We start from the raw sequence: 19375 nt of genomic DNA, 5'->3' as shown, positions 1-19375 counted from the left end.
AAAGCTACCTTTTAGCGCAGGTTTGCCAAAAAAGTCATATTCCCCCTTCCCTCATGCCCTCGTTGCTTTATGTGTTTGCAAAGAAAAAATTAAGACAGAGACGTATGAACATCGCATCCGCCTTCCCGACCGAGCAGACCAAAACAGTCAAATCCGCCAAAGAATGGGTCAGCACCCTCGCAAAATTCCGCGAGCCCAATCCCGCGCGCAGCAACTTTGAGCTTTTGATCACGGCTGTACCCTTCCTCGCCCTTTGGGCAGCGGCATGGGTATCGCTCTCGGTGAGTTACTGGCTCACATTGGCGCTCTCGGTGCCAATCTCTATGTTCCTACTGCGCCTCTTCACAATTCAGCATGACTGCGGCCACGGCTCGCTTTTCAAAAATCGAACAGCAAGCGATTGGGTTGGCCGCGTCCTCGGTGTCGTCACACTGACACCCTATGATGTCTGGCGTCGCACCCATGCGATTCACCATTCTTCACACGGCAATCTCGAAAAGCGTGGCATCGGCGACATCGTCACCCTGACAGTTGCCGAATATCAGGCCCTCTCACCGCTCTGGAAGCTTCAATACCGCGCCTATCGGAACCCGTTCTTCCTCTTCGGCTTTGTGCCCGCCTATCTCTTTTTCATTCAGCAACGCTTCCCAGTCGGCCTGACAAAGACACCCAAATACTGGGTGTCCGCCATGCTTACCAATCTTGCGCTTTTGGCTGTTCTCGGAACGATCTACTATTTTGGCGGCTGGGCCCCAATCCTGTTGATTTTCGTGCCCTCAACGCTCCTTGCAGCGACGGCAGGCATGTGGCTCTTCTACGTCCAGCATCAGTTCGAAGAAACAACATGGGACCACGACGAAAACTGGGATTTGCACGATGCCGCGCTTTACGGTAGCTCGCACTATATCCTCCCGTCATGGCTCAACTGGTTCAGCGCCAATATTGCGATCCACCATGTGCATCATCTCTACGCGCGCATTCCGTTCTATCGCTTGCCAGAAGTGCTGCGCGAAAATGCCGAGCTCGGAGAGATAAACCGCATGACAATCCGCGAAAGCCTCGCCTCCGTCCGCATGCACCTCTGGGATGAAGACGGCAAGCGCCTGCTCTCCTTCCGCCAAGCTCGCGCTCTCACAGCCTGATCAAAGCCTACCTCTTCTTTCCAGAAATATCCCATAGGGAGTTTGAGTGGGGCTGGTCCCCCTCAATGGGTCGGGTTTTCGCAAAGCCAAAATGCGAGACCTAAAGAAGCTTTGCCAGCCGCATCGCCACAGACATATCTCCAGAGACTTTCAGCTTCCCCGTCATCACACCTGTCATCGCGTTCAGCTTTCCAGTGAGAAGTTTGCCAAGGTTCTCCTTGCTGATCTTAAGGGTACAGTCCGTTGGCCCATCCTCGGTTGTGACCCCTCCATCTCGCAGGATGATCACCCCCTCTGTACCACAATCAAACTTCAAAGAGCCCTCAAAGCTCTTGCCTTCCAGACCTCTTGAAAGTCCCTCCGCGATTTCATTCATATCCAATCCCCACATCTTTTTCAGCAGTATGGCGCGCCCCAGAAGCGTTCGCTCCCTTAACCTTGCGACAAGCGCACGCTGCATTAACTAATTTTCCCTTAACGCAAACCCGTTTCAGGCGGTGCACGGGGTGTGCACGGGTTGTGCACGCATATCACCCCCCTAGAATCAGGCATATCTTGAGACGTTAACCCTGAAAAACGCAGGGGTCACAAATACAAAGCGGGCCCATGCTATACTGCACGGACCCGCTTGATTTTGTTTGGTTTTTAGCCCTTCGGCAGGATTACTTCAGCCGACGATTCCGCGCCGCCAGAAGCTTCAGGCGCAAAGCATTCAACTGGATAAATCCAGCCGCATCCTTCTGATCATACGCCCCCGCATCGTCTTCGAACGTCACATGCGCTTCCGAATAAAGCGAGTGGTCTGACCAGCGGCCGACACATGTAGCAGACCCTTTGTAAAGCTTCAGCTTCACAGTACCCGTCACATGCTCTTGGCTCTTGTCTATCGCCGCTTGCAGCATTTCACGCTCAGGGCTGTACCAGAAGCCGTTATAAATCAGCTCCGCATAGCGCGGCATCAGACTGTCCTTCAGATGCCCCGCGCCGCTATCAAGCGTAATCTGCTCAATACCACGGTGCGCTTCCAGCAAAACAGTCCCGCCAGGTGTCTCGTAAATTCCGCGGGATTTCATACCAACAAAGCGGTTCTCAACAAAGTCGAGACGCCCGATCCCGTGCTTCCCGCCCAGCTCGTTGAGCTTCGTCAGGATTGTGGCAGGGCTCATCGCTTCTCCATTGATGCTCACAGCATCGCCGCGCTCAAAGCCCACTTCGATGTATTCCGCCTCGTTCGGCGCATCCTCTGGGCTCACCGTGCGCTGGTAAACATAGTCAGGCGCCATCTCGGCTGGGTCTTCCAGAACCTTGCCTTCGCTGGAGGTGTGCAAGAGGTTCGCATCGACAGAGAAAGGCGCTTCCCCACGCTTGTCCTTGGCTATCGGGATCTGGTTTTTCTCAGCAAAATCAATAAGCTTGGTGCGGCTGGTCAAATCCCATTCCCGCCAAGGCGCGATCACCTTGATGTCGGGATTAAGTGCATAGCAAGCAAGCTCAAAACGCACTTGGTCATTGCCCTTGCCCGTTGCCCCGTGGGCCACAGCATCGGCACCAACTTCTTCAGCAATCTCGACAAGGCGCTTGGAAATAAGCGGCCGTGCGATCGAGGTTCCAAGCAAGTAAAGGCCTTCATAAACAGCGTTCGCGCGGAACATCGGGAAGACGAAATCTCGCACAAACTCTTCGCGCACATCTTCTATATAGATGTCTTTCACACCCATAAGCTCGGCTTTGGCGCGGGCAGGCTCCAGCTCTTCGCCTTGGCCCAGATCGGCCGTAAAGGTCACGACCTCACAGCCATATTCTGTCTCAAGCCACTTGAGAATGATGGAGGTGTCCAGACCACCAGAATACGCAAGGACAACTTTTTTGGGAGCCGACATCATACTTTCCTCTTGTCTCGTTTGCCGCGAGGTAGCGCTTTTTGCGCCGCTCCGCAAGCGCAGCCCCTTGCTTTGCTGGCCTTCGTGGTAGAATAAAAACAGATGGATAATATAAAAACCGCCTCCCGCCAGATCGCAGCCCGCCTGCGCGAAGTCTTTGAAGCCACCCCGCTTCAGCGCAATGCGCATTTGTCTGAAATCTATGAGGCCGATATCCTGCTCAAGCGCGAAGACCTGACCCCTGTGCGCTCTTATAAAATTCGGGGCGCTTTCAACGCCATGACCAACGCGATGAAGGGCCGCGAGACCTCGCCGCTTTTCGTCTGCGCAAGCGCTGGCAACCACGCTCAAGGCGTTGCTTTCATGTGCAAATACCTTGGCGTTCGTGGTCGTATTTTTATGCCAGTCACAACGCCTAGCCAAAAAATAATGAAGACAAAGACCTTTGGGGGTGACCTCATTGAGATCAAGCTGGTGGGCGACTATTTTGACGAAACCCTCGCCGCAGCCAAGGCCTATTGCGAGGCTGAGCATGGTATCTTCCTGCCCCCGTTCGACGCCGAAGACGTGATCATGGGTCAGTCCACAGTGGCCGCCGAAATCGAAGAGCAGCTCGGCCAAGCCCCTGATCTGATCGTGCTGCCCGTGGGCGGCGGAGGCCTTTCTGCAGGCGTGACATCCTACTTTGGCGGTGAAACACACTACGCTTTTATTGAGCCATCTGGCGGTGCATGTCTCGCCGCCGCGCAAGAGGCAGGCAAACCAGTACCCTTGGCGCGTGTTGACTCCTTCGTAGACGGTGCTGCCGTCGCTGAGATAGGCCAGCTTACTTTTGAAAAGCTGCGCCCCTACAAAGACGAAGTTCATTTGCAAATCAGCGAAGACAGGCTTTGCACGACCCTGATCGAAATGCTCAATATTGAAGGCGTTGTGCTTGAGCCAGCAGGAGCGCTTACCATCGATGCTCTCAAAGATATGCGCGCGGAGATAAAGGGCAAAACAGTCGTTTGTATCGTCTCGGGTAGCAACTTTGACTTTGAACGCTTGCCCGAAGTCAAAGAACGCGCCCAGCGCTATTCAGGTCTCAAGAAATACTTCATCTTGCGCATGCCGCAGCGTCCTGGTGCGCTGAAGGATTTTCTCGGCTTTCTTGGCCCACATGATGACATCACGCGCTTTGAATATCTCAAGAAATCAGCGCGCAACTTCGGCTCCGTACTGATCGGGATCGAGACCGACACTCCTGAGAGTTTCGAACGCCTTATGCGTCTCGCCAACGACAAAGGCTTCAGCGCGCGCGATATCACGAACGACGAAGTGCTTTCATCATTTCTCGTCTAAAAGCTGTTCTTTGGAGAGGGTAAACCCTGAGGCAATCCACACCTTCTCTGCGTGCTTGAGAGCGTCCCCCAGCGCCTTGCCAGACAAATGTGGAAGGTCTTTTGCTGCCAGTGGTAAATGTTGTTCTGCTGCTGCCTCTAGGCCCGAAACATCAGCTACACCACCCGCCAGTGCCGCCCGCAAAAAAACGGCTTTTCTGGCAGTTAGCGCATCAGTCTGATAAGCCAGTTCCTCGCCGCTCTGAGTGCTCCAAGCAAAACTGCGCAGTGCATCAAACAAGCGCTGCTCTTTCTTGGAAAGCCGCAATGGCATCTCCCCCGAAAACACCAGAAGCGCCGCCAACCGTGCCACAGGCTCACTCTCGCCAAAGTCGACGAAGCGCTGCAAAACAGGCAAGCTCACGCCTCTCAAAATTCGCGCCAATACGCCTGTCTCTTGCATCAAGCTGAGCGTAGCCATCAACTCATCTGCCCCAAGCAGCTTCAATATTTCGGAAGTCTGCCGCTCAATAGAAACATGCCGCAGCCCATAACTCAGCCGCGCCGCAGCCTGTGCCGCAAGCGGATCGATCCCCTCAGCGCCAAAGCCCAACTGCGCCGCAAACCGAAAGAGCCGCACAATACGCAGGTAGTCTTCTCTGATCCGCTGATCAGGAGCCCCAACAAAGCAAATCTTTCGCGCTTCAATATCTGCCACGCCGCCTGTTGGGTCCGTCACAGTTCCACTTCGGTCGGCATATAGCGCATTCATACGAAAATCGCGCCGCGCCGCATCGTCCTCGAGTCGGTCAGAAAACGCAACGACAGCGTGGCGCCCATCCGTCTCTATATCTTTGCGGAAAGTTGTTACTTCAAGGACTGAACCCTTGCCAACAACAGTCACCGTTCCATGTTCAAGCCCTGTGGGCACAGGCTTGAAACCCAGCTCTTTCGCGAGCTTAATCACAACTTCGGGCCTTGCACTCGTTGCGACATCAAGATCTTTTACGGGCAGGCCAAGCAGAGCATTTCGCACACAGCCACCAACGAAATACGCTTGATAGCTCTCCGCTTCAAGCGCTCCCAAAAGCGTTTGTGCCGCCCGATCTTCAAGCCATATGCCTGATACCTGTGTCACCCTGAAATCCGCTCCGCCAAGCCCAGCGTCATGCGCGCTGTCGCCCCCCAAATGTAATGCGGACCATAGGGAACCGTATAGTATTTTCGATATGTCCCACGAAACTGCCGCCTCTGGACAGAATATTTCGTCGGATCAATTAGGTGCGAGAGAGGCGCATAAATGATCTCCTCCACTTCGCCTTCATCCAAAACGGGTGTGAAAGGCCGATGCACAAATCCGAGGATTGGCTGAACAGTAAAACCCGTCACAGTAAGATGTTCGGGCAACCCCCCAAATATCTCCACATTCTCAGGCGGCAAGCCAATCTCTTCATATGCCTCGCGCAAACTGGCGGCTTCTGCAGAGGCATCATCGGACTCAACCTTCCCACCCGGGAAAGCAATCTGTCCTGGGTGATGGCGCAAATGCTGAGCTCGCTTGGTCAAAATCACCGAAAGCAAACCGTCACGCTCCATCAAAGCGATCAGGACCGCAGCAGGACTTTTGATCCCTTGCTCCACGGGGATCACATCGGGATTCAGATCATAGTCAGATGAGACTCGCCCCGCCTTTATCAGCGCGGCCTTGATCTGCGTTATCTGCTCCAAAGCGCTACTTGGCCTCAAGGCCAACTGTTGCAGGATCAAGTTCAAAGTGACGGCTACAGAATTGGCAGTCAGCGGTCACCTTGCCGTCTTCAGTTGTCATCTTTTCAATGTCTTTAACACCGTAAATCGAGAGGCTCTGACGCACGCGCTCCTCCGAACAGGTACAACCAAATTTCACAGTGCGCGCGTCATAAACAGCTGGTTCTTCTTCATTGAACAGCCGCCAGACAAGCTCTGGTGGCGAAACATAAGGGCCAAGCAGCTCAAGACTTTCGACAGTCTTGAGAAGGATATTGACCCTATTCCAATCTTCATCCTTGCGCAGAGCATGCTCTCGCAGTTCTTTTTCGCTGTCAGGATTGCCGCCTTCGCTCTTTAGTGATTTGGGCAAGTGCTGCAAAAGCATACCCGCCGCCCGCCACTGCGTGCCAACGTCTTTCATATAGGTCTCACCGTGCTCAACAACGAGCTTGGTTGCGATCTGCTCTGAAGCCGCGAAATAAGCCTCGGCTGCCTCTGCGATTGAGCTTCCTTCAAGAGGCGAAAGCGCCTGATAAGGCTTTGTCCCCTGTCCCTGATCGACGAGTACAGCAAAATAACCTTTGCCAAGCTGATCAAACGGCTTGCCGTCTGTGATGCGCGTTGCATCATAGCTCGCATAGGCGCGGATGCTGGCAGTTTTGTCGGTATCAGATGGCGCAAAATAATCTGTAGCAATCATGCGCACAGGCCCATCAGTCTGAACTTGCAGAGACAACTTCCACCTTGGTTCAATCATACTTCCCAAGAGAGCTGTAATAACAACCATTTCAGAAATAAGGGACTCAACTTGTTTGGGGTAGTTGTGCTGGGCCAGAATGTCATTGACGGTCTGATCCAAGCGCACGATCCGTCCGCGACTGTCAGAGACCCGCAATTCAAAAGGCAGGATCTTTTCATCCCAGTTTACATGTGTCGCGTTTTCCATCGGGCTTTACCAATCTGTCTGTTCGCTCTGCACCTAATAGCGCAAACACATAGGTGCAAGCCATGAGATCAGACTGAATTGCCCTCAAACTCTAGCAGAATAGCCGAAATATCGTCAGAGAAGTCCCTACTTCCCGCGAATCTATCCAGTTCAAACAAGAGGCCATCAAGAAAGTTTGGCCCACGCTTTCTCTTCCAGTCGCGCATAAAGTTCACTAGGTTTTCATCGTCAAAAAAGGCGCCAGTCTCGCTCATGCATTCAGGCACACCATCAGAGAAAATAATCATCCGATCACCTTTCTGAAGCCTGACGTCAAATTGCTCATAGCGTGCATCAGGTACCAACCCCACAGGCAACCCCCCGGTACCAACAGCCTCCACATCACCATTCTTGCGCTGCACCAAGGGATACGGGTGGCCTGCCTGCGCCGCCGTTATTTTCCCAGTCTGCAAATGCACAGTTGCGTAAACCAAGGTAAAATAGTGCTCAGTCGTCATCTCGCTCTGCACGAGGTTGTTGAGCCTTGCGATCACTTCACTTGGAGCAATGGGGTAGAACGTGCCATCAGGCCCCTTTTCAATCGCGATGTTCTGGTCCTTGGAGGCCGCCGACATATAGCCCGCAAGCCGCGCTGTCATAAGCGCCGAGCTAATGCCATGTCCGGAGACATCGATCGCAAAAAGTCCAATTTCTTGATCGTTGATGGGGAAGTATCCGACAAGATCACCTCCCACATGCCCACTGGACTGCAACATCAGTGAAATTGCGGCTGTGCCAAAGTCTTTAAACCGCTCTCGCACCAAAGACTGTTGAAGCTGTTTCGCTTCGATCAAATCACTATCGATCTTGTCATAAAGCAATTTCAGCTCGCCCAATGTGCTTTCTACAAGTTCATTTTTACGTGTAAGTTCTCGCTCCATGTTGAGAATACGTTCGCCCGCCACCAAGCGCGCGCGCAACTCGGCAGAACTCACAGGCTTTGTCAGAAAGTCATCGGCTCCTGCATCGAGCCCCTGCGCGATTTCCGACTTGTCACTTTTGGATGTAAGAAGGATGAAGTAGCCAAATCGCTCGGTATCAAGCGCCTTGAAACGACGACAAAACTCAATGCCATCCATCCCAGGCATCATCCAATCGCTGATCACAAGGTCAGGCTGTTTGTTCTCGCAGAAGTCCAGAGCCTCATCACCGCTAGAGACCTCAGCCACGCGATAGCCCCATTTTTTTAGGCTGGCGCGCAGAATACTGCGTTGCAAACGGCTATCATCAACGACAAGCACAAGATTGCTGTCGATCTGTCCCGCTTCGATATGATGCCTGCTGCTTTGCATTTCTTACCCTGGGCATGTTCAGCACACCGCTTCCGCAGCAAACTAGCCATATCGCCTTAAGCCGAAGTGAAGATATCTAGTCTCTTTTTACAGGTCTTTTTGCTTTCTCTTAACTTCCAGTCGGTAACGTGTCTTGGCACAAAAGGGTTTGGCCACCATGATCAACTGGAACAAAGCAGACGAGCTACGCGAGGACATCGGGGTAGATGATTTTGGTGAAATTGTTGAAGTTTTTCTTCAAGAGGTCGAGGAAGAGCTTGCAACCCTGACTGACAAGCCCGTCGCCGAACTGCCCGCAAGCATGCATTTTCTAAAGGGAAGCGCCCTCAATCTCGGATTTGAAGATTTTGCGGAGAAATGCCGCCAAGGAGAGCGAGCAGCCAATCAAATTGAAATTTCGGCGCTGCTGTCCTGCTATAACGCGTCAAAGAAGCAGTTTTTGGAAAAATACCAACTAGATTAAGCAAAAAAGAGTGCAGCATTTAAGGAAGGTTGGTAAATAACCACTGTAGGCAAATGCGAGCAAAAATATGCGTGCGGTAAAACTCTTGGGAGTTCTCTTATCAATTTTGTTGATGGCTGGATGCTCTTCATCCAAATTCAAAAGCTATACTGGGCCGGCAGTCACACAAGTCCTCGTCGAAAAAGACGCCCGTAAACTGTATCTTTTGAACGGGACCCGTGTACTCAAGTCCTACAATGTTCACCTCGGCTTTAGCCCTCGAGGGCACAAAAGTATTGAGGGCGACGGGCGAACACCTGAAGGCCAATACATCATCAATCGTCGAAACCCGAACAGTGAGTTCCATCTCTCTATCGGTATTTCATATCCGAACGTCGACGATATCGCCCGTGCGCGTGCGCTTGGCAAAAGCCCGGGAGGCGATATTTTTATCCATGGTCGTCCCAAGAAATATAGAGACGGCAAACGCGATTGGACGGCTGGATGCATTGCGGTGACTGACCGGCAAATGGAAGAAATCTATTCAATGGTCAAAAATGGTACGCCTATTCTGATCAAGCAGTAGGCTCACAAACCTTTTTGTCTGCAAATACTGGGGCACTTAGCCGCCCATGATCAGCGTCCACCAGATCTTGCCTGTGCTTTCCTGATACCATGCGAAGCCCATATTGGTTGCTCGCTTGTCTAGCAGAATTGCACGCGTATCAGGCTTTTCCATCCATGCCCCAAGCGTTTCAAGCTCAGTTTCATAAGTTTCGGAAATAAGCTCTCCTAGTAATGGCCCAGAGTACCCAAGCCGGAGGACGCGGTCGATGGGAGAAGAGCCATCAGACCCAAAGTGCCAAGGTCGGTTTTGCGCTGACATATCACGAGAATGTGTCTCCGCAGCGGCAATCAGCTGCGCATTCATAGCAACTTCAGAAGTACCGGCAGCCTGACGGAGAGAATTCACCGAATCAAGAATTCGAAATTGAATCTTATTCGTGGCATGGTTGGAGATACGGTAAAGTTTGGGCAACGGCTTGCCGTCAGCCCCCATTTGCGGCGTTGTCGTGCCTGCTGTACACGCGGTCAACAAAACAGCTGCAACCAGAATAGAACCAATAAAGCGCATAACAACCCTTTCGAAAAGATTTTGCTGTTTTGCTTTAGCGGGGTTTCTCGGCTCACGCAAATCCCGTTCTGATCAAAACCGCCTATTACAAAGGTTTGATTTGCGACTGAGGCTCAAGAACCATATATACGGCTTTGAAAACGTTACCGGAGACGTCCGATGTCAAATTTTAATAGTTCAATGAACCGCCGTGGTTTTTTAACGGGTTCAACAGCCCTTTTGGCTACACCTGCTTTGTCGCAAACAACCAGCGTAAACGGCGCAGAAACCGTTGAAGTCGAGCGGGATTTGAGCGAAGTGGTACGCCGCAATATTTCAAGCTTCCGCTCACTGAGCTGGGAGCCCTATTTTGACAACTTAAAAAATGGGGCATGCCTTGTAGATACGACGTCAAGAGCCTTGCATTATTGGTCTGAAAATCAATCAATCTACAAACTTTATCCGACCAGCGTCCCGCTCACAGAAGACCTTACGCGCCTTGGCCGAACGGCAATTGTACAAAAGGTTGAGGGACCCAGCTGGCGACCTACGCCTTCTATGCGGGAGCGCAACCCGGAGTGGCCAGAGTTCGTAGGGCCCGGTCCTGATAACCCTCTTGGAACACACGCGCTCTACTTGTCGTGGACCTATTATCGCATCCACGGAACACACGACACGCGAAAAATTGGTCGTCGATCATCGAACGGTTGTATTGGACTTTACAACGAACATATCGCCGAACTCTTCGATTTGACAAAAGTTGGCACGCAAGTGTTGCTAATTTGACGATACGCGGACGGAGTTGAGCGGCAAAGCGCTACATTAGGTTTGCAAAGCCCTTATTATACTGATTAAGACTGAACTACGAAACAAGTATTGGACCGTGCTTAGTTCACGCGTTCAAATTCTGGAGGAAAAAATGAAGAAACTCGTTATCGCGACAGCATTTGTAGCCGCAGCTTCTGCAGCTTCAGCTGGCAACATGTCAGACCCAATCATCGAAGCACCAGTTATCGTCGAAGAAGCAGCTGGTTCTTCAGGTGGCATGGCTATCCCACTCCTTCTTCTGATCGCAGTTGCGGCAGCAGTAGCAAACTAATTTTTTCCTTCGGGAAAAAGCAAAACGGCAGCCCTCGGGCTGCCGTTTTTTGTTTTACCAGCCCTGTATATTCTCTTTGATAAGATCCGTAAGAAACGTGACATGCTCTTCGCCTGCGTTCAGGCAAGGGATATAGTGAAAGACTTCGCCGCCAGCTTCCTCGAAGGCTTCCTTGATCTCTTCATTGATTTCCTCAAGCGTTTCGATGCAATCAGCCGAAAATGCTGGCGCTACAACGGCTATACGCCGCTTACCCTCTTCTTCTGCGAGGCGCGCCACTTCTTTTACGGTGTAAGGCTTGAGCCATTCTTCCGGACCAAAGACTGACTGGAAGGTTGTTACAATTTCGATGTCACTCCAGCCAAGCCGCTCGCGCAAAAGCCGCGTCGTTTTTTGACACTGGCAATGGTACGGATCGCCCTGAAGCAAATAGCGCTTTGGCATGCCGTGATAAGACACCACAAGTGTTTCCGGGCGCTCGTCCATTTCCGCCACGGATGCTTCAATCGAGCGCGCCAAGGCATCAATATAACGGGTATCATCAAAATAGCGCGCAACAGTGCGTATCGAAGGCTGCCACTTCTCTTTCATCATTGCACGAAAGAACTGGTCATTGGCTGTCGCCATCGTTGCACCCGCATATTGCGGATAAAGCGAGAAAAACAACACGCGGTCGCAGCCGGCAGCAATCATCTCAGCAACCTTGCTGTCTGTCGAGGGATTGCCATAGCGCATGCAGAAATCCACCATGACCTCCCCGCCATACTCTGCCTCAATCCGTTCACGCACAGCAGCTGTCTGCTCTTTTGTAATCGTCATCAATGGGCTCTCGCCCTCAGCTTCATTCCAGATTGATTTGTAGGCTGCACCGCTCGCAAACGGTCGCTTGGTTAAGATGATAAGCTGCAACAGCGGCTGCCACTTCCACGGAGCGTAATCGATCACCCGGCGATCAGACAAAAACTCGTTGAGATACCTCCGCATCGACCAGTAGTCGTAATTGTCTGGCGTACCCAAATTCGCCATCAAGACACCAATCTTTGGTTTCTTAACCGCGGGGTGCTCTACGGGCAAATGGCTTGCATCGAAGTCTGCTTGTTTTGGCTTTTGCATCTAGGTGTCACCGTTCTTTATATGTACGTCAGGGTCAGGAAATTTAAGCTCATTAGTCTTTAAAGCGTCCGCCAAACGAGCTTGAGCAGAGCCAGGTCTGAGCGGTTTTTGCTGGCTTTTATGCGGCGCCCAGCCTGTGAGAAAGACAATTTCGAAGGTCGCAATGATACGGCCATTGTCATCAGAGAAGTGCTCTTTGTAAATCTCATCGGCAAGGCGGAACAACTCTCTTTTTTCAAAGGTACGCTTGCGCAAAGCCAGCGCATTTACCTCCCCCATACGCCTTAAGTCGTGAGACAGATGAAAAATGCTGTCATAGCTTGCTGTAAGTGTGATTTTATCCGCAACAGGAAGTGCAAATCCCGCTCTCTGCATCAATTGTCCGAGATCACGAATCTCGGCACACATTGCAACACGCGGGCTAAGGCCGCCTGTCAGCGCGATCTCAGCTTCGCTTAAACATTTGCGAAGCTCATTCAGGGTGCTTCCGCCAAACATACACCCAATGAACAGCCCATCTGGTATCAACGCATTGCGCGCCTGAATAAGCTGTCCAACCACGTCGTTGGCCCAATGGAGCGACATAGCGTGTAAAACCAGATCATTGAACTGGGGTTTGCAATCCAATGTTTCTTCGTCGGCAATAGGGGTGAAATTTGGAAAGGCTGACTGCCAGATTGTCGGGGTACCTGAGATCAGTAGTGGCTTGGTAAACGTTCTGTTAACCAAGGTTAGCCGATACTCCATCTCATCAATCGCTGCCTCATGCACAAAAGCCGCCTCGCCAGGGAATGCGCGTTGGCGTTGGCGCTTCAAGGCGGCGCGGTCTGTGTGTAGGTCACGAGATGTCATGGTTTAGGAATATGGGCTGGCGGTCAGGGATACAAACACTAGTTCACACAGTTTACCCAAGCGCATGTTTAAGCTGCGGCACAAATATCGAAGGTCAAGTTGGTCTCTGTAGCAAATGCTGGCTTGCATCACATTTCATAGCAGGCCTTGTGTGCAACGGTTGTGGCTGCCCGCTGCCTGGCCCATCAAGCGATGAAGAGCTTTGCGACGATTGTCTCCATACGCCACGAAAATGGAAAGCCGCACGCGCAACCTTCCTATATAGAGACGGCGCAAAGAAGCTTGTTTGGGAACTTAAATATGCAGATCGTGCTGAAATCGCCACGGCTGCGGGACCTTGGCTGATGAAGACACTGCAACCGATATTGCCCGAAAACCCTATTATCGCGCCTGTCCCGCTTCATTGGACACGCCTCCTCAAGCGTAAATATAATCAATCAGAGCTTCTGTCACAGAGCCTCTCACGAATAGGTAAATTTGAGCATGCTCCTTCATTGCTGAAGCGCACCAAGCGTACACCACCGCTTTTTGGACTCGATCGAGAAGAGCGTGAACTCTGGCTTCAAAATGCAATCAGCTTCAATTCCAAAATGGAAATTCAAACGCGAGGCCGCCACATCGTACTTGTAGACGACGTAATGACCACGGGAGCGACCCTTAGTGCTGCGACTGAGGCCTGTCTTAAAAACGATGTTGCGAGTGTGCGGGTGGTTTTTCTGGCACGTGCAGCAAAGAATGATTAAGTTCCGCCTCAACACTGATCTTTGAGGGCCAAATGAAAAATATTGAAATCTACACTTCCCCACTTTGCGGGTTTTGCCATGCTGCCAAACGTCTTTTGGATAGCAAGGGCGTAGACTATACTGAATACAACATTCTGACGGACCCAAAACTCAAACCAGAAATGATTGAGCGCGCCAATGGTGCGCGCACTGTACCGCAAATCTTTATCGATGGGATCGGAATCGGCGGATGCGACGACCTCTACGCGCTTGAAAGCTCTGGAAAGCTTGACGGAGCATTAGGGAAAGCCTGATGAAAGTCGCACTGGTTCAGCTCACCTCGACACCCGATCCACATGCCAACTTGCTTGCATGTGAGGCTTTCGTGATTGAGGCAGTTGAATGCGGTGCTAAATTCATTCTGACTCCCGAAGTTTCAAATTGCATTGCAGCTTCAAAGGCCACGCTTTTAGACGTTCTTCATTTCGAACAGAACGACCCATTTTTAGCACGAATGAAGACTCTCGCAGAGACTCATGAAGTGTCTATTCTTATTGGGTCTTTGGGGGTGAAAAGTGAAGCTGTCGAAGGAAAGTTTGCGAACCGATCTTTTCTGATTGATCGGATGGGAAAAGTTGTCGCGAAGTATGATAAAATTCATATGTTTGATGTCGATATTTCAGAAACCGAAAGCTACCGGGAAAGCGCAACCTACGAGCGTGGAACAAAAGCAGTTCTAGCCAAAACAGATTTTGGCATTGTTGGCCTATCTGTCTGCTACGATGTTCGTTTTCCACATCTGTATCGCGCGCTGGCACAAGCTGGCGCTGAGATATTAACTGTTCCCGCTGCCTTTGCGCAGACAACAGGCCAAGCCCATTGGCATGCACTCTTGCGTGCCCGTGCGATTGAAAACGGCGCTTATATTTTGGCCCCCGCGCAGACAGGCTTGCACTATACGAAAGATGGGAAAGAGAGGCGCACCTATGGGCACTCTCTCGTTGTGTCCCCTTGGGGAGAAGTGCTTGTCGATGCGGGCGTTGAGCCAGGTGTTACTTGTTTTGACATCGATCTCGGCGAAGTTTCCAAAGCGCGTTCGCGCGTTGCATCCCTAACGCAATCCAGTGTGTTTGAGGGGCCGCAATGAACAATAAACAAAGCTCTTTGGCAATCACGCTGGTCAGCGAAATTTTGGCCACAGATCAGCTATTGAGAAACAAACTCACACGCATTCTACCTGCAGGAATGGAGATTTCGCATTTCTCTGTCCTGACCCATTTAGCATATACCAATTCCGAGAAAACGCCCGCCCAACTGGCGAAGGTATTCCATGTCACCAAAGGTGCGATGACCAACACTCTCAACAAGCTTGAGTGGGCGGGATATGTGCACATCCGCCCAGATTGGGATGACGCGCGCCGCAAAATGGTTGCTATCAGCCCGGCTGGCAGACAAGCGCGGGATGCCGCGCTTTCGGCAATCGAGCCAATCATCAGGACACTTGTAGATGAGAAAGGCGCCGACGATATTCGTGCGGCAATTCCCGTTTTGCGTGAGATGCGCCTAAAGCTAGAGAGCGGTGAGTGATTAAGCAGGCTTTTTAGCAGCGGTTACATAGTTAACGCTCAAATCACGATCAGAAATCTTCCAGCTCCAACTGATCGGATTAAACACAAACCCTTTTCGATCAATTGGCTGCATTCCAGCTTTTTCGATAAACTCAAAAAGCTCATCAGGCGAAATGAACTTATTCCACTCATGCGTACCTTTGGGCAGCCAACGCATGACATATTCTGCACCAATGATGGCCATCGTAAAACTCTTTGCATTGCGGTTGATAGTTGAACAGATGTGCAGCCCCCCTGGCTTCAGCAGATTTGAGCATTCCATCAGGTAGTCCTGCGGATCAGCAACATGCTCAACAACCTCCATATTCACCACAACATCAAACCGCTCTCCTGCATCCGCCAAAGCCTCTGCCGTAACAGCCCGATAATCTATCTTAAGGCCGTCCTGCTCGGCATGTAGCTTTGCAACTTTGATATTCTTTTCTGCGGCATCCGCGCCCAAGACATCGGCCCCTAGGCGTGTAAGTGGCTCGCTCAAAAGCCCTCCACCACAACCGATATCAATAATCCGAAGACCTTTGAACGGCATAGGTTCAGCCAGATTGCGATTGAACTCCGCTGCAATTTGCTTCGTAATATAATCAAGCCGGCACGGGTTCATCAGGTGCAAAGGGCGAAACTTGCCGTTTGGGTCCCACCATTCGGCAGCCATCGCCTCAAACTTGGCGAGCTCGGCTGGATCAACTGTTCTGGTCTGGTTTTGCATAGTCGGGCCCTCAAATTTCTCTGATGCGTCTGGAAAGATACGACATGCACGAATCTGTAGATGAAAAAAACGTTCGTGCGCGACTGTATCCCTCAATTGAACCCTTTGACAGGCGGATGATCGACGCAGGTGACGGCCATATGCTCTATGTTGAGCAGTCAGGCAATCCTACCGGCGTTCCCGTCGTGGTTCTTCATGGTGGTCCTGGCGGTGGGTGCAGCCCAGCGATGCGGCGATTTTTCAATCCTCGGCATTACCGTATCATACTATTTGATCAGCGCGGGTGCGGACGCTCAAAACCTTTCGCATCGGTCGAAAACAACACAACTTGGGATTTGGTTCGAGACATTGAAACAATCCGCAATGAACTCCAGATCACTTCATGGCACGTTTTTGGCGGAAGCTGGGGCGCCACACTTTCCCTCATTTATGCTATCACCCATCCAGAACCAGTTAGGTCAATGACACTACGCGGCGTTTTTCTTGGACGCCAAACCGAACTTGACTGGTTTTATGGTGGTGGAGCTGGAGCCTTTTGGCCCGATATATGGGAGCGCTTTCTCGACCCGATTCCCAAGGCAGAACACAATGATTTGGTCAGCGCCTATAACAAGCGACTCTTTGGAACGGACGATGCCGAAGCCTTAAAGTGTGCACAAGCTTGGACAGCATGGGAAAACACGCTCGCGTCGATACAGTCTGAGGGCAACTTCTACATCCCCAATGACGCGTTCTGCCGCGCTTTTGCGCGCTTGGAAAACCACTACTTTCACAATCGGCTATTCCTCGAGAGTGACAATTTCATATTGGAGAACAGCGCAACAATTTCACATATTCCAACTCGGATTGTTCAGGGCCGATTTGATATGATTTGTCCGCCCGTTTCAGCGCATGAACTGGCCACGGCCATGGAAAAAGCCGAACTCCAAATCGTGGGCCTGTCGGGACATGCTCTCTCCGAGCCGAGGATCAGCGCGGCATTGGCAGAGATCATGGACGATATCGCACTTCAAGCCTAATCGATTCGGCCTTGCATCCTTTGAGCATTGCGACTACACACCTGCTCAACAGCGGCGTGCTGACTACCAGCGCACCACCGAATTATACAGCGGGCCGCACGGCCCGCTTTTTTGTTTGAGCAAAGAGAAAAATGTCGAACCTGATTGCTAAATCCGCCAGAGACAAACGTTTGGCCGAAATCGTAACCCCCGTCATTGAAGACTTGGGTTATGAGCTTGTGCGCATTCGCCTGCTAAGTGGTGAAGTTGAAACACTACAGATAATGGCTGAGCGTCCTGAAGGCGGTATTGAGGTCGATGACTGCGCCGCCATCTCCAACGCTGTTAGCGCTTTGCTCGACGTCGAAGATCCACTGTCAGATGCCTATACGCTTGAGGTTTCTAGCCCTGGTATCGATCGCCCACTGACCCGCCTCAAAGACTTTGAAACTTTTGAAGGCTTCGAGGCCAAAGTCGAAACCGGTGAAATGATCGACGGGCAAAAGCGCTTTCGTGGTGAGCTTGCTGGCGTTGAAGGTGACGAGGTTTTGCTCACCATTGATCAAGGCACGATTGGGCTTAAATTCGAATGGCTTGTAGAAGCCAAGCTCGTCATGACCGACGAACTAATCAAAGAAATGCTGAGACAACGAAAAGCCGCTGGCGCATATGCGGACGGCGGAGAAGTAGATATTGAAGAATCGCCTGAGTCTGAGGAGGACGAGTAAATGGCAATCACATCCGCCAACCAGCTAGAGCTTTTGCAAACCGCAGAGGCCGTAGCCCGCGAAAAAATGATCGACCCTGTGCTTGTTATCGAAGCCATGGAAGAGAGTCTCGCACGCGCAGCCAAAAGCCGCTACGGCGCTGAAATGGACATTCGCGTTGCGATTGACCGCAAGACAGGCAAAGCCACATTTACACGCGTCCGCACCGTCGTAGACGAAGCAGAGCTGGAAAACTATCAGGCGGAAATGACCGTCGAGCAGGCCAAGCTTTACCTCGATGATCCAAAGGTTGGCGATACATTTGTTGAAGAAGTGCCCCCCGTCGAGATGGGCCGGATTGCCGCGCAAAGCGCAAAGCAGGTTATTCTTCAGAAAGTTCGCGAAGCTGAGCGTGATCGCCAATTTGAGCAGTTCAAGGACCGTGCAGGCACAATCATCAACGGCGTTGTAAAGCGCGAAGAATATGGCAACGTTATTGTTGATGTTGGCAGCGGAGAGGCCATCTTGCGCCGCAATGAAAAGATTGGTCGTGAAAGCTACCGTCCGAACGACCGCATTCGCTGCTTCATCAAGGATGTACGCCGCGAAGCACGTGGCCCACAGATCTTCTTGAGCCGCACAGCGCCGGAATTCATGGCTGAGCTCTTCAAAATGGAAGTGCCAGAAATCTACGAAGGTATCATCGAGATCAAAGCTGTTGCTCGCGACCCAGGTTCGCGCGCTAAGATTGCTGTTATTTCTTATGACAATAGCATCGATCCTGTTGGCGCCTGCGTCGGTATGCGCGGCAGCCGTGTTCAGGCTGTTGTAAACGAGCTGCAAGGCGAAAAAATCGACATCATTCCTTGGAACGAAGATGTACCGACCTTCCTTGTGAACGCCCTGCAGCCCGCAGAAGTTTCTAAAGTTGTTCTGGATGAAGAAGCCGAGCGTATCGAAGTCGTTGTTCCAGATGAGCAGTTGAGCCTTGCGATTGGCCGCCGCGGTCAAAACGTCCGTCTCGCTTCACAGCTGACAGGCCTTGAGATCGAAATCATGACAGAAGCGGACGAATCCGAGCGCCGCCAGCGTGAGTTTGAGCTTCGCACGAAACTGTTCATGGACAAACTGGACCTTGATGAATTCTTTGCACAACTGCTCGTTTCAGAAGGCTTCACCACACTTGAAGAAGTCGCCTATGTTGAGGTTGACGAGCTTTTGGTTATCGAAGGCGTCGACGATGACACAGCCAACGAACTTCAGGCACGTGCGCGCGATATACTTGAAGCCGATGCAAAAGCTGCAATGGAGAATGCTCGCTCGCTCGGTCTAGAAGACAGTTTGGCGGAATTTGGTGAGATGTCTCCTCAAATGCTGGAAGCTCTGGCAAAGGACGATGTAAAAACGCTCGAAGACTTCGCAACCTGCGCTGACTGGGAACTGGCCGGTGGCTGGACAAGTGTTGAAGGCGAACGCGTCAAAGATGACGGCATCTTGGAGCCCTTCGGCATCACTCTTGAAGAAGCTCAAGACCTCGTGATGTCAGCCCGCATTCAACTTGGCTGGATTGATCCAGCTGAACTCGAAACTGCAGACCACGACGTCGAAGAAGAAGACGCGGAATAAG

Annotated in this window: 23 protein-coding genes and 1 pseudogene; 14 read left to right on the top strand and 10 right to left on the bottom strand. The window is 51.6% G+C overall.

What is annotated here, in order from left to right:
- The first annotated feature begins 104 nt into the window (after positions 1–104).
- A complete protein-coding gene (locus tag DSM117340_RS15740; RefSeq protein ID WP_089893895.1) occupies positions 105–1142 on the top strand; it encodes a fatty acid desaturase in 1038 nt (345 codons plus the stop codon).
- Positions 1143–1242: 100 nt separating this feature from the next.
- Here DSM117340_RS15740 and DSM117340_RS15735 read toward each other — a convergent pair whose 3' ends face one another.
- Together DSM117340_RS15735 and DSM117340_RS15730 are read right to left on the bottom strand one after the other, a co-directional pair.
- A complete protein-coding gene (locus tag DSM117340_RS15735; protein ID WP_089894119.1) occupies positions 1243–1518 on the bottom strand; it encodes an SCP2 sterol-binding domain-containing protein in 276 nt (91 codons plus the stop codon).
- A gap of 286 nt (positions 1519–1804) precedes the next feature.
- Positions 1805–3022 carry an argininosuccinate synthase gene (locus DSM117340_RS15730; protein WP_089894117.1) on the bottom strand — a complete coding sequence of 406 codons (1218 nt, stop codon included), beginning with the start codon at positions 3020–3022 and terminating at the stop codon, positions 1805–1807.
- A gap of 102 nt (positions 3023–3124) precedes the next feature.
- On the opposite strand from DSM117340_RS15730, the gene ilvA reads away from it, so the two are divergent.
- The gene (gene ilvA / locus DSM117340_RS15725) at positions 3125–4363 is read left to right on the top strand and encodes a threonine ammonia-lyase IlvA (protein ID WP_089893892.1); all 1239 of its coding nucleotides are present in this window, start codon (positions 3125–3127) and stop codon (positions 4361–4363) included.
- Here ilvA and DSM117340_RS15720 read toward each other — a convergent pair.
- The 4 genes from DSM117340_RS15720 to DSM117340_RS15705 form a co-directional block, all read right to left on the bottom strand.
- Positions 4349–5479: a CCA tRNA nucleotidyltransferase gene (locus tag DSM117340_RS15720; RefSeq protein ID WP_089893889.1), complete on the bottom strand. Its 1131-nt coding sequence runs from the start codon at positions 5477–5479 to the stop codon at positions 4349–4351. The genes ilvA and DSM117340_RS15720 overlap by 15 nt on opposite strands.
- Positions 5476–6069 (bottom strand): CoA pyrophosphatase, encoded by a 594-nt coding sequence (locus tag DSM117340_RS15715; protein ID WP_089893886.1) that lies wholly within the window; start codon positions 6067–6069, stop codon positions 5476–5478. The genes DSM117340_RS15720 and DSM117340_RS15715 overlap by 4 nt, the downstream gene beginning before the upstream one ends.
- A gap of 4 nt (positions 6070–6073) precedes the next feature.
- Positions 6074–7036 carry an Hsp33 family molecular chaperone HslO gene (locus DSM117340_RS15710; RefSeq protein ID WP_089893883.1) on the bottom strand — a complete coding sequence of 321 codons (963 nt, stop codon included), beginning with the start codon at positions 7034–7036 and terminating at the stop codon, positions 6074–6076.
- 68 nt (positions 7037–7104) lie between these two features.
- On the bottom strand, positions 7105–8367 hold the full coding sequence (locus DSM117340_RS15705; protein WP_089893880.1) for a SpoIIE family protein phosphatase: 1263 nt from the start codon (positions 8365–8367) through the stop codon (positions 7105–7107).
- Positions 8368–8524: 157 nt separating this feature from the next.
- On the opposite strand from DSM117340_RS15705, the gene DSM117340_RS15700 reads away from it, so the two are divergent.
- A complete protein-coding gene (locus DSM117340_RS15700) occupies positions 8525–8830 on the top strand; it encodes an Hpt domain-containing protein (RefSeq protein ID WP_089893877.1) in 306 nt (101 codons plus the stop codon).
- A 67-nt stretch (positions 8831–8897) separates the two neighbouring features.
- The gene (locus DSM117340_RS15695; protein ID WP_089893875.1) at positions 8898–9395 is read left to right on the top strand and encodes a L,D-transpeptidase family protein; all 498 of its coding nucleotides are present in this window, start codon (positions 8898–8900) and stop codon (positions 9393–9395) included.
- A gap of 36 nt (positions 9396–9431) precedes the next feature.
- Here the strand turns inward: DSM117340_RS15695 and DSM117340_RS15690 are convergent, their stop codons facing one another.
- Entirely contained in the window at positions 9432–9944 is a 513-nt protein-coding gene (locus DSM117340_RS15690) for a CAP domain-containing protein (protein WP_089893872.1), read from the bottom strand.
- Positions 9945–10103: 159 nt separating this feature from the next.
- Here DSM117340_RS15690 and DSM117340_RS15685 point away from each other — a divergent pair, with 159 nt between their 5' ends.
- On the top strand, positions 10104–10709 hold the full coding sequence (locus DSM117340_RS15685) for a L,D-transpeptidase (protein ID WP_089893869.1): 606 nt from the start codon (positions 10104–10106) through the stop codon (positions 10707–10709).
- Positions 10710–10842: 133 nt separating this feature from the next.
- Positions 10843–11022: a hypothetical protein gene (locus DSM117340_RS15680; protein ID WP_089893866.1), complete on the top strand. Its 180-nt coding sequence runs from the start codon at positions 10843–10845 to the stop codon at positions 11020–11022.
- A 54-nt stretch (positions 11023–11076) separates the two neighbouring features.
- Here DSM117340_RS15680 and hemH read toward each other — a convergent pair whose 3' ends face one another.
- Positions 11077–12135 (bottom strand): ferrochelatase, encoded by a 1059-nt coding sequence (gene hemH / locus DSM117340_RS15675; protein WP_089893863.1) that lies wholly within the window; start codon positions 12133–12135, stop codon positions 11077–11079.
- On the bottom strand, positions 12136–12987 hold the full coding sequence (locus tag DSM117340_RS15670) for an SAM-dependent methyltransferase (RefSeq protein WP_089893860.1): 852 nt from the start codon (positions 12985–12987) through the stop codon (positions 12136–12138).
- On the opposite strand from DSM117340_RS15670, the pseudogene DSM117340_RS15665 reads away from it, so the two are divergent.
- The 5 genes and pseudogenes from DSM117340_RS15665 to DSM117340_RS15645 form a co-directional block, all read left to right on the top strand.
- Positions 12927–13193: pseudogene (locus DSM117340_RS15665) on the top strand (double zinc ribbon domain-containing protein); the annotation flags it as partial. The gene DSM117340_RS15670 and the pseudogene DSM117340_RS15665 overlap by 61 nt on opposite strands.
- A gap of 138 nt (positions 13194–13331) precedes the next feature.
- Entirely contained in the window at positions 13332–13730 is a 399-nt protein-coding gene (locus DSM117340_RS15660; RefSeq protein ID WP_177170707.1) for a phosphoribosyltransferase family protein, read from the top strand.
- Positions 13731–13762: 32 nt separating this feature from the next.
- On the top strand, positions 13763–14023 hold the full coding sequence (grxC, locus tag DSM117340_RS15655) for a glutaredoxin 3 (RefSeq protein ID WP_089893855.1): 261 nt from the start codon (positions 13763–13765) through the stop codon (positions 14021–14023).
- Positions 14023–14856 (top strand): carbon-nitrogen hydrolase family protein, encoded by an 834-nt coding sequence (locus DSM117340_RS15650; RefSeq protein ID WP_089893853.1) that lies wholly within the window; start codon positions 14023–14025, stop codon positions 14854–14856. Before grxC ends, DSM117340_RS15650 begins: the two co-directional genes overlap by 1 nt.
- Positions 14853–15296, top strand: a complete 444-nt coding sequence (locus DSM117340_RS15645; RefSeq protein WP_089893849.1) for a MarR family transcriptional regulator — start codon at positions 14853–14855, stop codon at positions 15294–15296. Before DSM117340_RS15650 ends, DSM117340_RS15645 begins: the two co-directional genes overlap by 4 nt.
- Here the strand turns inward: DSM117340_RS15645 and ubiG are convergent, their stop codons facing one another.
- Positions 15297–16043, bottom strand: a complete 747-nt coding sequence (gene ubiG, locus DSM117340_RS15640) for a bifunctional 2-polyprenyl-6-hydroxyphenol methylase/3-demethylubiquinol 3-O-methyltransferase UbiG (protein ID WP_089893846.1) — start codon at positions 16041–16043, stop codon at positions 15297–15299.
- 44 nt (positions 16044–16087) lie between these two features.
- Between ubiG and pip the strand changes: the two genes are divergently transcribed.
- The 3 genes from pip (at position 16088) to nusA (ending at position 19374) form a co-directional block, all read left to right on the top strand.
- A complete protein-coding gene (gene pip / locus DSM117340_RS15635) occupies positions 16088–17062 on the top strand; it encodes a prolyl aminopeptidase (protein ID WP_089893842.1) in 975 nt (324 codons plus the stop codon).
- A 131-nt stretch (positions 17063–17193) separates the two neighbouring features.
- Positions 17194–17769 carry a ribosome maturation factor RimP gene (gene rimP, locus DSM117340_RS15630; protein WP_089893838.1) on the top strand — a complete coding sequence of 192 codons (576 nt, stop codon included), beginning with the start codon at positions 17194–17196 and terminating at the stop codon, positions 17767–17769.
- Positions 17770–19374, top strand: a complete 1605-nt coding sequence (gene nusA / locus DSM117340_RS15625; RefSeq protein WP_089893835.1) for a transcription termination factor NusA — start codon at positions 17770–17772, stop codon at positions 19372–19374.
- Position 19375 lies beyond the last annotated feature (1 nt).

The organism is Lentibacter algarum (assembly GCF_040580765.1).
Classification (GTDB): Bacteria; Pseudomonadota; Alphaproteobacteria; order Rhodobacterales; family Rhodobacteraceae; genus Lentibacter; species Lentibacter algarum.
The sequence above is the reverse complement of the archived record's forward strand: the minus strand, read 5'-3'. Positions and strand labels throughout refer to the sequence as shown.

Bases quoted from the DNA above. Each gene is read 5' to 3' on its own strand.
- DSM117340_RS15740 (WP_089893895.1), top strand. From the start codon at position 105: ATGAACATCGCATCCGCCTTCCCGACCGAGCAGACCAAAACAGTCAAA.
- DSM117340_RS15735 (WP_089894119.1), bottom strand. From the start codon at position 1,518: ATGAATGAAATCGCGGAGGGACTTTCAAGAGGTCTGGAAGGCAAGAGC.
- DSM117340_RS15730 (WP_089894117.1), bottom strand. From the start codon at position 3,022: ATGTCGGCTCCCAAAAAAGTTGTCCTTGCGTATTCTGGTGGTCTGGAC.
- ilvA (WP_089893892.1), top strand. From the start codon at position 3,125: ATGGATAATATAAAAACCGCCTCCCGCCAGATCGCAGCCCGCCTGCGC.
- DSM117340_RS15710 (WP_089893883.1), bottom strand. From the start codon at position 7,036: ATGGAAAACGCGACACATGTAAACTGGGATGAAAAGATCCTGCCTTTT.
- DSM117340_RS15705 (WP_089893880.1), bottom strand. From the start codon at position 8,367: ATGCAAAGCAGCAGGCATCATATCGAAGCGGGACAGATCGACAGCAAT.
- DSM117340_RS15700 (WP_089893877.1), top strand. From the start codon at position 8,525: ATGATCAACTGGAACAAAGCAGACGAGCTACGCGAGGACATCGGGGTA.
- DSM117340_RS15695 (WP_089893875.1), top strand. From the start codon at position 8,898: ATGCGTGCGGTAAAACTCTTGGGAGTTCTCTTATCAATTTTGTTGATG.
- DSM117340_RS15690 (WP_089893872.1), bottom strand. From the start codon at position 9,944: ATGCGCTTTATTGGTTCTATTCTGGTTGCAGCTGTTTTGTTGACCGCG.
- DSM117340_RS15685 (WP_089893869.1), top strand. From the start codon at position 10,104: ATGTCAAATTTTAATAGTTCAATGAACCGCCGTGGTTTTTTAACGGGT.
- DSM117340_RS15680 (WP_089893866.1), top strand. From the start codon at position 10,843: ATGAAGAAACTCGTTATCGCGACAGCATTTGTAGCCGCAGCTTCTGCA.
- hemH (WP_089893863.1), bottom strand. From the start codon at position 12,135: ATGCAAAAGCCAAAACAAGCAGACTTCGATGCAAGCCATTTGCCCGTA.
- DSM117340_RS15670 (WP_089893860.1), bottom strand. From the start codon at position 12,987: ATGACATCTCGTGACCTACACACAGACCGCGCCGCCTTGAAGCGCCAA.
- DSM117340_RS15660 (WP_177170707.1), top strand. From the start codon at position 13,332: ATGAAGACACTGCAACCGATATTGCCCGAAAACCCTATTATCGCGCCT.
- grxC (WP_089893855.1), top strand. From the start codon at position 13,763: ATGAAAAATATTGAAATCTACACTTCCCCACTTTGCGGGTTTTGCCAT.
- DSM117340_RS15650 (WP_089893853.1), top strand. From the start codon at position 14,023: ATGAAAGTCGCACTGGTTCAGCTCACCTCGACACCCGATCCACATGCC.
- DSM117340_RS15645 (WP_089893849.1), top strand. From the start codon at position 14,853: ATGAACAATAAACAAAGCTCTTTGGCAATCACGCTGGTCAGCGAAATT.
- ubiG (WP_089893846.1), bottom strand. From the start codon at position 16,043: ATGCAAAACCAGACCAGAACAGTTGATCCAGCCGAGCTCGCCAAGTTT.
- pip (WP_089893842.1), top strand. From the start codon at position 16,088: ATGCACGAATCTGTAGATGAAAAAAACGTTCGTGCGCGACTGTATCCC.
- rimP (WP_089893838.1), top strand. From the start codon at position 17,194: ATGTCGAACCTGATTGCTAAATCCGCCAGAGACAAACGTTTGGCCGAA.
- nusA (WP_089893835.1), top strand. From the start codon at position 17,770: ATGGCAATCACATCCGCCAACCAGCTAGAGCTTTTGCAAACCGCAGAG.